Source organism: Paraburkholderia steynii, from assembly GCF_900100565.1.
Classification (GTDB): Bacteria; Pseudomonadota; Gammaproteobacteria; order Burkholderiales; family Burkholderiaceae; genus Paraburkholderia; species Paraburkholderia terrae.
On record NZ_FNDI01000058.1, the window covers coordinates 13,663 to 27,327 of the forward strand.

Consider the following 13,665-nt stretch of genomic DNA (forward strand, 5'->3'; position numbering starts at 1 on the left):
ATGTCAAAGACCTCATTGGCCGAACGCGCGACACGTCCCGAAGAACACCCAGCAACCCCGAAGAAGGCGCTCAGGCGCGGCCCACGCCGCCGCCGACACCGATAACAACCGATAACAAACCGGAGGACCTCGTGCCCATCGCAGTCGATCAAGCCGTTCCCGATTTCACCGCCCCGGCTACGGGCGGCGACTTCACGCTGTCCAGCCTGCGCGGCAAAAAAGTGGTCGTGTATTTCTACCCGAAGGACAACACGCCCGGTTGCACGACGGAAGGACTGCAGTTCCGCGACCTGTATCCGAAGTTCAAGAAGGCGGGCGCGGAGATCATCGGTGTGTCGCGCGACAGCGTGCGTTCGCACGATAACTTCAAGGCCAAGCTGGAACTGCCGTTTACCTTGGTATCGGATCCGGACGAAACGCTATGCACGCTCTTCGGCGTCATGAAATTGAAGAAAATGTATGGCAAAGAAGTACGGGGAATCGAGCGCTCCACGTTCGTCATCGATGCTGAAGGCGTGCTGCGCCGCGAATGGCGCGGCGTGAAAGTGCCAGGTCACGTCGACGAGATTCTGGAGGCTGTACAAGCGCTTTGAGGCGCGTTATATTGGGCCGCAATGAGTGCCTGTTCACATACTTTTTTCCGCAGTTGCGCTGCAGATCGCGTCGTCGTCGCCGCTGGCAGTAAGGCAGTGACCCCGGCCATGAGGCGATCCATGAGGCGCAATGCGATGACCGAAGTTGAGCCGCTTGCCCCGTCTGCCGGGGCGGCGGCTTTTTTAATTGCGCGCAGCAGTTTGCGTCGTTCGCAGCGCACTTTCGTCAAGGAGCCGATCGAAGACCAGGCGAACCGGCATTACTAATCCGACACGCGCCACCGGACGCAAATTGCGGGCGCACGACGCACGACAGTTTGCGGCAGGCGGCGAAGAATTGTGACCCGCTTTACTCGAGGGAAACCATGCCTTTGCCTACCCCACCCAGCAAGCTCGGCAATCTGTTGCCGCCTGATGAATACACGGCGAAGCCTGCAAAGCCTGGTCGAAAACAGGCGTATGAAGGGGAGCAAGCCGCATCGGCCGAATATGGCCGCGCCAACGTCGCCGCACCGATGACGCACGCCGCCAACGCGGCCACCACGCTGCGCCCCGTTCATAGCGCCGCCGAGCCCGTTGCCGAAGCCACACCGTCCCGCAGTCGCAAGTCGAAGCAGACGGCCGCCTTGCTGCAGCCCGTCCCCGCCGCGCCCGCTGTCGCCCCCGCGACGGCAGCGCCTGTCGTCGCGCGTGGCAAGGGTTCCGCCGAAGCGGAAGCGCCCGCCGCAACAAGCGCCAAGCCGACCCGCACCGGCACGAAGAAAGGCGCGACCAAGGGTGCGCAGGTGGAGGTTCGCAAGCTGTTCGTGCTCGACACCAACGTGCTGATGCACGATCCGACCTGCCTCTTCCGCTTCGAGGAACACGACGTCTATCTGCCCATGATGACGTTGGAAGAACTCGACAACCACAAGAAGGGGATGTCGGAAGTCGCGCGCAACGCACGTCAGGTGAGCCGCACGCTGGATTCGCTCGTCGCGAATGCGGGTGACATGTCGGAAGGCATTTCGCTCGCGCGTCTGGGCAGCCGGGAAGCGCTGGGACGCCTCTACTTCCAGACGAAGCTCACGCATATCGAGCCCGTCGAAGGCCTGCCGCAAGGCAAGGCGGACAACCAGATTCTCGGCGTCGTGCGCGCGCTGCAGCGCGACCGCGAGGACCGCCAGGTCGTGCTGGTGTCGAAAGACATCAACATGCGCATCAAGGCGCACGCGCTCGGCCTTCCCGCCGAAGACTACTTCAACGACCAGGTTCTCGAAGACAAGGACCTGCTCTACTCCGGTATCCGTCAGCTGGCGCCCGACTTCTGGACGAAGCACGCGAAGGACATGGAGAGCTGGCAGGACACCAAGACGGGCACCACGTACTACCGCGTGACGGGCCCGCAGTGCGCGTCGATGCTGGTCAACGAGTTCGTCTATCTGGAGCCGCAGAATGGCGAGCCGGCGTTCCACGCGATCGTGCGCGAGCTGAACGGCAAGACGGCGCTGTTGCAGACGCTGCGCGACTACGGCCACCACAAGAACAACGTGTGGGGCATCACGGCACGCAACCGCGAGCAGAACTTCGCGCTGAACCTGTTGATGAATCCCGAGATCGACTTCGTCACGCTGCTCGGTCAGGCGGGTACCGGCAAGACGCTCGTCGCGCTGGCGGCGGGCCTCGCACAGGTGCTCGACGACAAGCGCTACAACGAGATCATCGTGACGCGCGCGACGGTTCCCGTCGGCGAAGACATCGGTTTTCTGCCGGGTACCGAAGAGGAAAAGATGCAGCCGTGGATGGGTGCATTCGACGACAACCTCGAAGTGCTGCAGAAAACGGATGACGCAGCGGGCGAATGGGGCCGCGCGGCGACCCAGGAACTGATCCGCTCGCGCCTGAAGATCAAGAGCATGAACTTCATGCGCGGCCGGACGTTCGTCGACAAGTATCTGATCATCGACGAGGCGCAAAACCTCACGCCGAAGCAGATGAAGACGCTCGTCACGCGCGCCGGTCCGGGCACGAAGATCATCTGTCTTGGCAACATCGCGCAGATCGATACGCCTTATCTGACGGAAGGCAGTTCGGGCCTCACGTATGTCGTCGATCGCTTCAAGGGCTGGGCGCACAGCGGGCATGTGACGCTGGCGCGCGGCGAGCGCTCGCGGCTGGCCGATTACGCGTCGGATATTCTCTAACGCGCTTTGTTTGCTGGTTCAGAAGCCGCTTCCGGTTCACGCCGGAAGCGGCTTTTTCTTTGTGTTTCGCCTTTTCTGATTGCGATGCGATCGACATAGCGCCCGTCGCTCAAAATTGACATTTAGCGCGCAAACTTCAAGTAACCCATCAACATTTCTTGCGAGAGGCCCGTCGGACGGGCTACCATCGGGCATCACCGGTTTCCCGCGGGCGTCGTCGCTCGCCTTCGCTTTCATGCTTCGCCTCGCCCTGTCACTGCTGCTCGTCGCCCTGCTCGCCGCCTGCTCAGGCGCGCCGCAGAAGACCGTGCGCAGTTCGGGCGGATCGTATGCGTCGTCGGGCGGCGCGTATCGGACCACGCCACCGGGTTTCCCCCGTTTCGTCGATCACAGTATCGGGCGTGAGGAAATCTCCATTCAGGCGATGAGCCTCGTCGGCGTGCCCTATCGCTGGGGCGGCAATACGCCGGATAGCGGTTTCGATTGCAGCGGACTCGTACACTACGTCGTGCAGCGCGCGGCTTCCGTGAACCTGCCGCGCACGACGGCCGATATGAGCTCACGCGGCGATTCCATCGAACCCGACGAAATCGCGCCGGGCGATCTGATTTTCTTCAACACGACGGGGCGGCCGCATTCGCATGTCGGTATTTATGTCGGCAAGCTGCGTTTCGTGAACGCGCCGTCGACGGGCGGCACCGTGCGGCTCGACTATCTGACCAATCCCTACTGGGCGAAACGCTTCGACGGCATTCGCCGGGTGGCGCCCGCGTTGAACAAGCCGCCGACGACGCCGTTCGATGCACCGAGCTATGAGGCCGCGACGCCTGCATCTCCGGCGCCCGCCGTTGCGGCGGTGGAAGCAGCGCCTAAACCGGTCGCGCCCGACGTCGGCGGCGGCGCGTACGGTTCGTCCCGCGGCGCTTACGTGGCGCAGACTCGTGCCCAACCCGCGCCCGTGGCGAATCAGGGCGTCGCAGCACCAGCCGCCACGACGGCCGCATCCAGCGATCAATTCGAACCGCCGCCTCCCGGCATGAGCGCCGCGCAGATGCAGGCGCGCGCAGCGGGCGCCACTTCGCCTGTCAGCTCCACGCCTGCGGATGCCACGCCCTCACGCGTCTACGGCGCCGCGCCATCGCCCGCTTCCGCCCCCGATGCCATCGACGCCGCCGCCGATGCCTACGAACCACCGCCTCCCGCCGCCGTAGCGGCGCGTCAGGCCCGCCAGGCACAGGTCTCCGGCGACAGTCGCGAATCGGGCGGCGTACAGATCATGCGCGCATCGACGGCTTCGCGCCCCATTCCCGCGCCGACGCAAACCAACGACGACCCGATCGCCGGCTTTGCCAAGTACTGATTCGTGCACGGGTCATTGACGCCCGATTCACCCGCGCCGCCGCACCTCTGCTATCTTTTGACGATATTTCCCTAACGGCGGGTGACAACGATGGATCTCGGGCTCAAAGACAAAGTGGTTCTGATAACGGGCGGCAGCAAGGGTATTGGCCTCGCGTGCGCGCGGGCGTTCGCGATGGAAGGCGCGAAAGTGGCGATCGTGTCGCGCGATCCCGCGAACCTCGCCCGCGCCCGCGAGCAGCTTTCGAGCGAAGGGCTGCATGTTCATCTGACGCGCGCCGATCTGCACGAACCGCATAGCGCCGCCGACGTCGTAGAGGAAGCGACGAGTGCCGTCGGCCCGATCGACATCCTGATCAACAGCGCGGGCGCCGCGCGCCGCTATGACCCCGAAACGCTCGATGCCGCCGCCTTCAAGGCGACGATGGAAGCCAAGTACTTCCCGTATATCTACCCGCAGCAGGAAGTGCTCAGACGCATGGCCGAGCGCGTGAAGTCCGGCGCGGCGAAGGAGCCGGGGACGATCGTCAACATCATCGGCATGGGCGGCAAGATTGCGAGCGACATTCATATCGCGGGCGGCGCGGCCAACGCGGCGCTGATGCTCGCTACCGTCGGCCTCGCGCACTATTACGCGCGCTACGGCATCCGCATCAATGCGATCAATCCGGGCGCGACGTTGACGGAGCGTGTCGAAGAAGCACTGCAACTGGAAGCTTCGCGCGAAGGAATCGAAACCGCCGAAGCACAGGCGCGCGGCGAGGCGCGCGTGCCGCTCGGACGTTTCGCGAAACCGGAGGAGATAGCAGACGTTGCGCTGTTTCTGGCGAGCCGCCGCGCGAGCTATGTGACGGGCGCGATCGTCCCGATGGATGGAGGCAGCGCGCCGCTGATCTGAACGCGGCGCGCCGTTTTAAGGCAGCTTTACAGGAAGCGGTGACCGAGCCACCAGCCGGCCGCCGCGAGCACGGCGGACGCGGGAATCGTCAGCACCCACGCCCAGACGATATTGCCGGCGACGCCCCAGCGCACGGCCGACAGCTTCTGCGTCGCGCCGACGCCGACGATTGCGCCCGTGATCGTATGCGTCGTGGAGACGGGAATGCCGAGGAACGACGCGATGAACAGCGTGATCGCACCGCCCGTCTCCGCGCAGAAGCCGCCGACAGGCTTGAGCTTCGTGATCTTCTGGCCCATGGTCCGCACGATGCGCCAGCCGCCGAACAGCGTGCCGAGGCCCATCGACAGATAACACCCGCCGATCACCCACAGCGGCGGCGCGTCGGCCGCGGCCGACGCGTAGCCCGTCGCGATCAGCAGCATCCAGATGATGCCGATGGTTTTCTGCGCGTCGTTGCCGCCGTGGCCGAGGCTATACAGCCCCGCCGACACCAGTTGCAGACGCCGGAAGCGCCGGTCGACCTTGCTTGGCGGCGTGCGGAAGTAGATCCACGACACCAGCAGCATGAAGAACGAGCCGAGCACGAAGCCGAGCAGCGGCGACACGATGATGAACGTGACCGTTTTCATCAGCCCGTCCCAGTTGAGCGCGGCCCAGCCGGATTTGGCGAGCGCCGAGCCCACCAGCCCGCCGATCAGCGCGTGCGACGAACTGGACGGAATGCCGTAGTACCAGGTGACGATGTTCCAGCCGATCGCGCCGACCAGCGCGCCGAACACGACGTAGTGATCGACGATGCCGGGGTCGATCGTGCCCTTGCCGACCGTTTGCGCGACTTTCAGGTGGAAGATGAAATACGCGATGACGTTGAACGCGGCGGCAAACGCGACGGCCTGTTGCGGCTTCAGCACGCCCGTTGAGACGACAGTGGCAATCGAGTTCGCCGCGTCGTGGAAGCCGTTCATGAAGTCGAACACGAGCGCGACGACCACGAGCGTCGCGACCGCCCAGATAGCGAGTTGTATCGAATGCATCAGGCGTTTTCCAGCACGATGCCTTCGATGATGTTCGCCACGTCCTCACACTTGTCGGTGATCGACTCGAGCAACTCGTAGATCGCCTTCAGCTTGATCAGCGTCTTGACGTCGTCCTCTTCGCGGAACAGCTTCGACATTGCCGAGCGCAGCACGCGGTCGGCGTCGGATTCCAGACGGTCGATGTCTTCGCACGCCTTCAGAATCTCGCGCGCCTGCTTCATGTCCGACAGCATGGCGACAGCCGCCTGCACGCGTTCGCAGCAAGCGGTCGAAATGTGCGCGAGCTGGCTCGCTTCCGACGTCACCGCCCGCACGTCGTACAGCGAAATGGCCGTGGCGACGTCCTCCATCAGGTCGAGGATGTCGTCCATCGTGGTGATCAGCTTATGGATTTCGTCGCGGTCGAGCGGCGTGATGAAAGTCTTGTGCAGCAGATCGATGGTTTCGTGCGTCAGTTTGTCGGCTGCTTTTTCGGCCGTTTGCACGTTTTGCTTGTGGATCTCGGCGTCGCCGAGGTTGTCGATCAACAGTTCGAGTTCGTGGCTCCCCGCGACGATGTGCTTCGCGTGAGCGTTGAAGATTTCAAAAAATTTGCCCTCGGTGGGCATGAATCGACCGAACATTGGGGTCCCAGAAAATGGTCACGGTGGCGCTGTCATAAAACCGCAATATTGTACCGTTCCGGACCATTCCGGGTGTGGCGCGCAGCCGTGTTTTGTGCGCGCGCGCAACGGCGGGCGCAACCCGGTGCCCCCGCTCGCGTGGAGTGTGCTACTCGCTGCCGTAGAAATTCTGCGCGCCCGCAAAATTGTCGAACTTCGTGAATTGCCCGTGGAACGTGAGCCGAACTGGGCCGATCGGACCGTTACGCTGTTTGCCGATGATGATTTCGGCGGTGCCCTTGTCGGGGCTGTCCGGGTTGTAGACCTCGTCGCGGTAAATGAACAGGATCACGTCCGCGTCCTGCTCGATTGCACCCGATTCGCGCAGATCGGACATGATCGGTCGCTTGTTCGGGCGCTGTTCGAGACCGCGGTTCAGCTGTGACAGCGCGATCACGGGCACGTCGAGTTCTTTGGCGAGGCTTTTCAGCGAACGCGAGATTTCCGAAATTTCCGTCGCACGATTTTCGCCCGACGAGGAGCCGCTCATCAGCTGCAAGTAGTCGATGATAATCAGGCCGAGCTTGCCGCACTGGCGCGACAGACGCCGCGCGCGCGAGCGCAGTTCCATCGGGTTCAGGCCGCCCGTTTCGTCGATGAAAAGCTGGGCCTCGCTCATTTTCTGGACGGCATGCGTGAGCTTCGGCCAGTCTTCGTCCGTCAGGCGCCCGGTCCGCATGCGGTGCTGGTCGAGCCGGCCGACCGAGCCAAGCATACGCATGGTCAGTTGCGTGCCCGGCATTTCCATCGAGAACACGGCGACTGGCAAACCATATTCGACGGCTACGTATTCGCCGATGTTCATCGAGAACGCTGTTTTACCCATCGACGGGCGCCCCGCCACGATGATCAACTCGCCGCCATGCATGCCCGAGGTCATCCGGTCGAGGTCGACGAAGCCCGTTGGCGTGCCCGTCACGTCGCTCGGATTGGCCGTGTGGTACAGCGTGTCGATGCGCTCGACGACCTGCGTCAGCAGCGGCCCGATTTCGAGGAAACCCTGCGTGCCGCGCGCGCCGTCTTCGGCGATCGAGAACACCTTCGATTCCGCTTCGTCGAGCAGCTGGCGAACTTCCTTGCCTTGCGGATTGAAGGCATCGGCGGAAATTTCGTCGGCGACCGAAACCAGCCGGCGCAGCACCGCGCGATCCCGCACGATTTCCGCATAACGCCGGATGTTCGCCGCGCTCGGCGTGTTCTGCGCGAGCGCGTTCAGGTACGCGAGCCCGCCCACCTCTTCGGCCTTGCCCGACGTGGTCAGCGCTTCATAGACGGTCACGACGTCGGCGGGACGCGTCGACGCGATCAGCCTGCCGATGTGCTCGAAAATGATGCGGTGGTCGTAGCGGTAGAAATCGCTTTGCGAGAGGAAGTCGGCAATGCGGTCCCATGCGGCGTTGTCGAGCAGCAGACCGCCCAGCACCGATTGCTCGGCCTCGATGGAATGGGGCGGGACTTTCAGCGACTCGATTTGAGGATCTTTCGACGGTGCGTTCATGGGGTGGAATTATCAGGCAAAGTGGGACGGCGGGATAGCATCCTGAAAATCGAACCGCCGCAGCGCGCGGCAAAGCCAATGCGGACAATAAAAAAGGCAGAGGCCGGTTTCCCGGCCCCTGCCTTTTATCGCCAGCAACGTCCCGGCGATCTTGTTTCCTGCCTGGCTTAGACGTGCTCGCCCAGCACCGACACCGTGACGTCAACCGTGACGTCCGTGTGCAGCGAGACGTGAACCGGATGGTCGCCAACGATCTTCAGCGGGCCTTCCGGCAGACGCACTTGCGCCTTTTCAACTGCGAAGCCTTGCTTGCCCAGTGCTTCGGCGATGTCGGCGTTCGTCACCGAGCCGAACAGACGGCCGTCGACGCCAGCCTTCTGCGCGATCTGGACCGTCAGGCCCGACAGCTTTTCGCCTTGTGCCTGAGCAGCCGTCAGCTTTTCAGCTGCGACCTTTTCCAGTTCTGCGCGGCGAACTTCGAATTCAGCGATCGCTTCCTTCGTTGCGCGGCGTGCCTTCTTGTTCGGGATCAGGAAATTACGTGCATAGCCGTCCTTGACCTTGACGATGTCGCCCAGGTTGCCGACGTTCACAACTTTTTCGAGAAGAATGATTTGCATTCGGATGCTCCTTGACGTCGTCCGGTTAGGCCTTGTGCTGATCGGTGTACGGCATCAGCGCGAGGAAACGTGCGCGCTTGATCGCCGTGTCGAGCTGGCGTTGATAGTGGGCCTTGGTACCCGTCAGACGTGCCGGCGTGATCTTGCCGTTTTCGCCGATGAAGTCCTTCAGCGTATCGATGTCCTTGTAGTCGATCTGATCGACATTTGCAGCCGTGAAACGGCAGAACTTCTTGCGCTTGAAGAGCGGGTTTTGTTGCTGACGACGCTTGTCGAATTTCTTACCAGTCGGGCGGGGCATGTTCAGTCCTTTCCAATGTCCTGCAATTCTGTGATGTGAAACACCAGAGTTCTCGCGTTGCGGCTTTTCTTCGCCAGGAAGCCGGTGAAGAGCGTTTCGACGCCCATCTCAACCCGCTCCAGCTTGCCGCTCGCCTCACCGGCCGCGACCGCCTGCATGATCAGCTCGACGGTTCGGGCAACGCCCGCTTCGACGACCTGCGTGCGGTGTTGCAACGTACAGCCTGCAATCGGAACGCCAGCGGGTGTGTACCGCACTATTTCGCGTTCGACGACGCTCGCCGTGAGTTGCAGCCGGTTCATCGCTTCCTTTTACGGACGCTGAATGAGAGCGCGCCGCGTGACTCTGATGGCTTAATGGTTCTGCTTTAAGCCTGCGCTTCCGTCGGCTGCGATGCAGCCGCCTTCTTGGCTTCTTCGCGCTGCACTTCCTTCATCATCGGCGACGGGCCGGTTTCGGCCTTCTTCATCTTGACGATGAGGTGACGCAGAACGGCGTCGTTGAACTTGAACGCGTGTTCCAGTTCGTCGAGCGTAGCCTGGTCGCATTCGATGTTCATGCAGACGTAGTGAGCCTTCGCGAGTTTCTCGATCATGTAGGCCAGTTGGCGACGGCCCCAGTCTTCGATGCGGTGGATCTGGCCACCGTGCGACGTGATCGTGGTCTTGTAACGCTCGATCATGGCGGGCACTTGCTCGCTTTGATCGGGATGCACGATAAAGACGATTTCGTAATGACGCATGTTCACTCCTTGTGCTGACTTATGGATAGAAGCCACCCGGGCGTCGAACCGGTGTGGCAAGTGAGAAGCCGAAGAATATAACCTGAATCGGCACTGTTTGCAAGATAAAGCAGGTGGCATCCGCCGGATTCGGGCGTGTTTTCAATGATTTAGGGCGGCTGGCGGCACAAAAACATGCCGCCAGCCGCCCTTCGAATGCCATCAATGGTCTTCAGTCTCCGTCAACTGCCGGAATAAGGCGCCCCCGGCTCCGCGCCATGCAGCCGGGCCGTCAGCGCGGCCTGCAACGCCGTCAGCGACTCGGGCGCGGCGTCCGTCACGGCCCACCACATCATCCCCTCGTCGCGCCAGCGCGCCACCGCATAGCCGTCCTGAATCAGCGGAGCACCCGGCTTGCCCGCCGCGCGGTCGTCCTCGGGGAACACGTAGACGTCGATCACGTGCTTGGCGTGCCGGTACGTCAGCACGGCCACCCGCCGATGCCCCACATAGTCGAGCCGCCCGCCCGCCAGAGGGAAGCCGCTCGCGCTGAGATCCTCTACAGGCGGCGCGTAGTCGAGCTTGCCGTTGAACCACGGCTTGACCGTGTGCTGATCCGTCGATATCACGTCGATATCGTGCCCCGACAGTTGCGCGCGCACATGGCTCGCCACCAGTTCGTCGACCAGCGGCATCGGTTCGCCCGTCCGGTGCAGCGACACCGCAATGCCCGCCGCGACGAGCGCACAGAACGCGAGCGCGAGACCGCCGCGCCAGGCCGCGCCCGTGTGCCATCCGCCGCCGCTCATCGCGCCGCTCGCGCCCTCGCCCGCCAGCGGCCCGAAGCCGCCGCCTTTCGGAAGCTGTGGCAGTTGCGGCAGCCGCACCCAGTCGAACCAGCCTTTGCGCTGCCTCGCGCGTGGCTCGGGCCGCATTTCGCTGTCGCGCACCGCCCCTTGCGAAGCGGCAAGCTCGGTCGGCGGCAGCGCCGCCATGATCTTCGCGCGCAGTTCATCCGGCGCGCGATAGTAGTTGGCCGAGCGCACCGCGCCCTTCATTGCCCTTACCATCTCGCTTTCCCTCCGGCATGCCTCGCAGCTTTCGATATGCCGCTGCACGTCGCGCGATTGCGGCGGCGTGAGTTCGTGGTCCGCATTCGCATCGAGAAGCGGCCGTGCTTCGTTACAGTCCATCTGGCGCCTCCTGTGCGAGTCCACCCGGCAGCGCGCTGGGAGCGTGCGGCATCCAGCCGCTTTCGGTTTTACGTGGCGTATCGGGCGATCCGCCGGGCGGTGCTCCGCCGCCGGCGTGCCCCGGACGGGACGGCCCCTCGGTCCGGGCCGATGCGCGCATGGCTGGCCGGGCGCCCGGCACATCGTCTGCTCCGTCCGGCCCGCGCTGCGCGGCGCTCCCATCGCGCGCGCCGCCTCTCGGCCGCGCGCTCCCCTTCGATTGCAAGGTCGTCAACGCCGTCGCGAGCTTGCGTCGCCCTCGCGCGAGCCGCGACATCACGGTGCCGACAGGCAGATCCGCAATCGTGGCGATCTCGCGGTAGCTCAATTCTTCCAGCTCGCGCAGGATCAGCACCTCGCGATATTCGACAGGCAGCATTTCCAGCGCCTCATGCACGAGCCGCGTGTTTTCGTCGCGGATCAGCAGCGCTTCGGGGTCGGGCGAGTTCGCGCTCCAGCCTTCGAACGTCTCGTCGTCGAGGTTCTCGTCGAACTCGATCGTCGCGTTGACGCCGCCCGAACGCCTTCGCCATTCCGTGTACCAGGTGCGCCGCACGATCGCGAGCAGCCAGGGCCGCGCGGTCTCGCCGTGGAACGTGTCGAAGAAACGGTAAGCGCGCATGAACGCTTCCTGCACGACGTCGTCGGCGTCGTGTCCGTTGCCGCATAGCCACCGCGCAAGGTTGTACGCGGCATCGAGATGCGGCAGCGCCATCTGCTGAAAGCGCAGACTGCGCGCGGCCTCGGCGCGCGCGTCGCCCCCAGCATGTTTTCCGGTCTCATTCACCGATCGCCTCCAGGCTTGCCCAGACTTCACGGCTGCAAAACCCATCTCGAAACCAGTTTATTCCCGGTTTTCGTGCCTGCCGCGAAAAAAAGTCGGGAATAAAAAGCATGGCCTCGCAGTACCGCAAATGAGTCATTCACTCGCGAGGAGAATCATGCAAAACAGTCTGAAATGTCTGAAGCGGCGCGATTTCCTGCGCCTGGCGGCCGTCGGCGGTGCGGCATTCGCGTCGGCGTTGCCCGGCTTCTCGTATGGGCGCGACGATGATTTCTACTTCGTCCAGTTGTCGGATGCTCATTGGGGCTTCGAAGGCCCCGGCGTGAATCCCGATTCGAAAGGCACGCTGCCGAAGGCGATTGCCGCCGTCAACGCGCTGCCATCGCCGCCCGATTTCGTGATCTTCACGGGCGACCTGACCCACACCACCGACGACACCGCGCTGCGCCACGAACGCATGCGTCAGTTTCAGGAAATCATCGCGCAACTGAAGGTGAAGCCGCTGTACCTGATGCCGGGCGAGCACGACGCGAGTCTCGACGCGGGCGCGGCGTACAAGGAGCACTTCGGGCAGACGCACTACACGTTCGATCACAAGGGCGTGCATTTCATCACGATCGACAACGTGTCGGACCCGGCGGGCCGCGTCGGCGAGCAGCAGATCGCGTGGCTTGCAGCCGATATCGACAAACAGCCGCAGGACGCGCGCATCGTCGTCTTCACGCACCGGCCGCTGTTCGATCTGGCGCCGCAATGGGACTGGGCGACGCGCGACGGCGGGCAGGTGATCGACGTGTTGAGCCGGCGCAAGAACGTGACCGTGTTCTATGGCCACATCCATCAGGAGCATCACATGGTGACGGGCAACATTGCGCATCACGCGGCGCGCTCGCTGATGTTCCCGCTGCCGCTTGCGATGTCGCAGCCCAAGAAGCTGCCGGTGCCGTGGGACGCGTCCGCGCCGTATCGCGGGCTGGGCTGGCGGCAGGTGCAGGTCGCGAGGCCGTCGGGCGCGCTCGCGCTCGATGAAATGCCGATCAAGACGTCATAACGGGGAGACCAACATGCAGACGTTTGCCGTCGACAGGAAGCGACGCCGCGTTTTCACGCTCGCCACGATGGGCGCGGTGCTGGCCGTCGCGGGCCATTTCGACGCGCGCGCCGCCGAGCCGCGCGTCATCAAGGTCAGTGCGCGCAGGTTCGTATTCACGCCGAATCAGATCAAGCTCGCGCCGCATGAGAATGTTGTGTTTGAGCTGACCGCTCTGGATACGGTGATGGGGTTCGCGATTCCGCAGTTCAACGTGCGGGCGGATGTGCCGCCAGGGGCTGTTGTGCGCGTGCCGGCGCAGGCCGGACCGGCTGGGACTGTCGATTTTTTGTGCGATATTTTTTGTGGGTCAGGGCATGAGACGATGAGTGGGACGATTGTGGTTGGGTAGGGGTTGGCGGTTTTGGTTTGCAGGTGGCTCGCCTGGGTTTGCGCTGGCATCCGCGATGCGTTTGGTTTTTGCTCGCCGTTCGGTGTTTTGGCCTTTGCGCTGGCATCCGCGCTTTGCCTTCGTGCTTCACGCGTTGCCCCTGTGCCCCTGCCTTTTCGCTGGCATCCGCGTTTCGGTGTTTGCTGCGCGGGCTCCGGCGCGGTGTGTTTGCCTTTGCGCTGGCATCCGCGCTTTGTTAGCGTGCTTCAGGCGTCGCCCCTGTGCGGGGCGGCACCTACTTTTCTTTGCCGCCGCAAAGAAAAGTAGGCAAAAGAAAGCGGCTCACACCGCCA

At 63.3% G+C, this 13,665-nt stretch carries 16 protein-coding genes; 7 read left to right on the forward strand and 9 right to left on the reverse strand.

Annotated elements, in window-relative coordinates; genetic code table 11:
- The first annotated feature begins 131 nt into the window (after positions 1-131).
- The 5 genes from BLT65_RS44870 (at position 132) to BLT65_RS44885 (ending at position 5,033) form a co-directional block, all read left to right on the forward strand.
- The gene (locus BLT65_RS44870; protein WP_007586546.1) at positions 132-593 is read left to right on the forward strand and encodes a peroxiredoxin; all 462 of its coding nucleotides are present in this window, start codon (positions 132-134) and stop codon (positions 591-593) included.
- Positions 594-728: 135 nt separating this feature from the next.
- The gene (locus tag BLT65_RS48535; RefSeq protein WP_255221895.1) at positions 729-860 is read left to right on the forward strand and encodes a hypothetical protein; all 132 of its coding nucleotides are present in this window, start codon (positions 729-731) and stop codon (positions 858-860) included.
- A gap of 98 nt (positions 861-958) precedes the next feature.
- Positions 959-2,776 carry a PhoH family protein gene (locus BLT65_RS44875; protein WP_091790512.1) on the forward strand — a complete coding sequence of 606 codons (1,818 nt, stop codon included), beginning with the start codon at positions 959-961 and terminating at the stop codon, positions 2,774-2,776.
- Between the two features lie 235 nt (positions 2,777-3,011).
- On the forward strand, positions 3,012-4,136 hold the full coding sequence (locus tag BLT65_RS44880; RefSeq protein WP_091790513.1) for a C40 family peptidase: 1,125 nt from the start codon (positions 3,012-3,014) through the stop codon (positions 4,134-4,136).
- Between the two features lie 90 nt (positions 4,137-4,226).
- Positions 4,227-5,033: an SDR family NAD(P)-dependent oxidoreductase gene (locus tag BLT65_RS44885; RefSeq protein WP_007586551.1), complete on the forward strand. Its 807-nt coding sequence runs from the start codon at positions 4,227-4,229 to the stop codon at positions 5,031-5,033.
- 26 nt (positions 5,034-5,059) lie between these two features.
- On the opposite strand, the gene BLT65_RS44890 is transcribed toward BLT65_RS44885, so the two are convergent.
- From BLT65_RS44890 to BLT65_RS44930, 9 genes are all read right to left on the reverse strand, one after another.
- Positions 5,060-6,070: an inorganic phosphate transporter gene (locus BLT65_RS44890; RefSeq protein WP_042310195.1), complete on the reverse strand. Its 1,011-nt coding sequence runs from the start codon at positions 6,068-6,070 to the stop codon at positions 5,060-5,062.
- Complete coding sequence (locus tag BLT65_RS44895) at positions 6,070-6,696, reverse strand: DUF47 domain-containing protein (RefSeq protein WP_042310193.1); 627 nt, start codon at positions 6,694-6,696, stop codon at positions 6,070-6,072. Before BLT65_RS44895 ends, BLT65_RS44890 begins: the two co-directional genes overlap by 1 nt.
- Before the next feature lie 148 nt (positions 6,697-6,844).
- Positions 6,845-8,233, reverse strand: coding sequence for a replicative DNA helicase (locus tag BLT65_RS44900; RefSeq protein ID WP_091790514.1), 1,389 nt, complete (start codon positions 8,231-8,233; stop codon positions 6,845-6,847).
- A gap of 167 nt (positions 8,234-8,400) precedes the next feature.
- A complete protein-coding gene (gene rplI, locus BLT65_RS44905; protein WP_042310191.1) occupies positions 8,401-8,853 on the reverse strand; it encodes a 50S ribosomal protein L9 in 453 nt (150 codons plus the stop codon).
- A gap of 25 nt (positions 8,854-8,878) precedes the next feature.
- A complete protein-coding gene (gene rpsR, locus BLT65_RS44910) occupies positions 8,879-9,154 on the reverse strand; it encodes a 30S ribosomal protein S18 (protein ID WP_036004965.1) in 276 nt (91 codons plus the stop codon).
- 2 nt (positions 9,155-9,156) lie between these two features.
- A complete protein-coding gene (priB, locus tag BLT65_RS44915) occupies positions 9,157-9,456 on the reverse strand; it encodes a primosomal replication protein N (protein WP_007586561.1) in 300 nt (99 codons plus the stop codon).
- A gap of 65 nt (positions 9,457-9,521) precedes the next feature.
- Positions 9,522-9,896 (reverse strand): 30S ribosomal protein S6, encoded by a 375-nt coding sequence (gene rpsF / locus BLT65_RS44920; RefSeq protein WP_042310189.1) that lies wholly within the window; start codon positions 9,894-9,896, stop codon positions 9,522-9,524.
- A gap of 221 nt (positions 9,897-10,117) precedes the next feature.
- On the reverse strand, positions 10,118-11,068 hold the full coding sequence (locus BLT65_RS44925) for an anti-sigma factor family protein (protein WP_091790515.1): 951 nt from the start codon (positions 11,066-11,068) through the stop codon (positions 10,118-10,120).
- Complete coding sequence (locus tag BLT65_RS44930) at positions 11,058-11,894, reverse strand: RNA polymerase sigma factor (RefSeq protein ID WP_208545908.1); 837 nt, start codon at positions 11,892-11,894, stop codon at positions 11,058-11,060. Before BLT65_RS44930 ends, BLT65_RS44925 begins: the two co-directional genes overlap by 11 nt.
- A gap of 154 nt (positions 11,895-12,048) precedes the next feature.
- Between BLT65_RS44930 and BLT65_RS44935 the strand changes: the two genes are divergently transcribed.
- Together BLT65_RS44935 and BLT65_RS44940 are read left to right on the forward strand one after the other, a co-directional pair.
- Complete coding sequence (locus tag BLT65_RS44935) at positions 12,049-12,942, forward strand: metallophosphoesterase family protein (RefSeq protein ID WP_091790517.1); 894 nt, start codon at positions 12,049-12,051, stop codon at positions 12,940-12,942.
- Between the two features lie 67 nt (positions 12,943-13,009).
- The gene (locus BLT65_RS44940) at positions 13,010-13,333 is read left to right on the forward strand and encodes a cupredoxin domain-containing protein (protein ID WP_425273217.1); all 324 of its coding nucleotides are present in this window, start codon (positions 13,010-13,012) and stop codon (positions 13,331-13,333) included.
- Positions 13,334-13,665 lie beyond the last annotated feature (332 nt).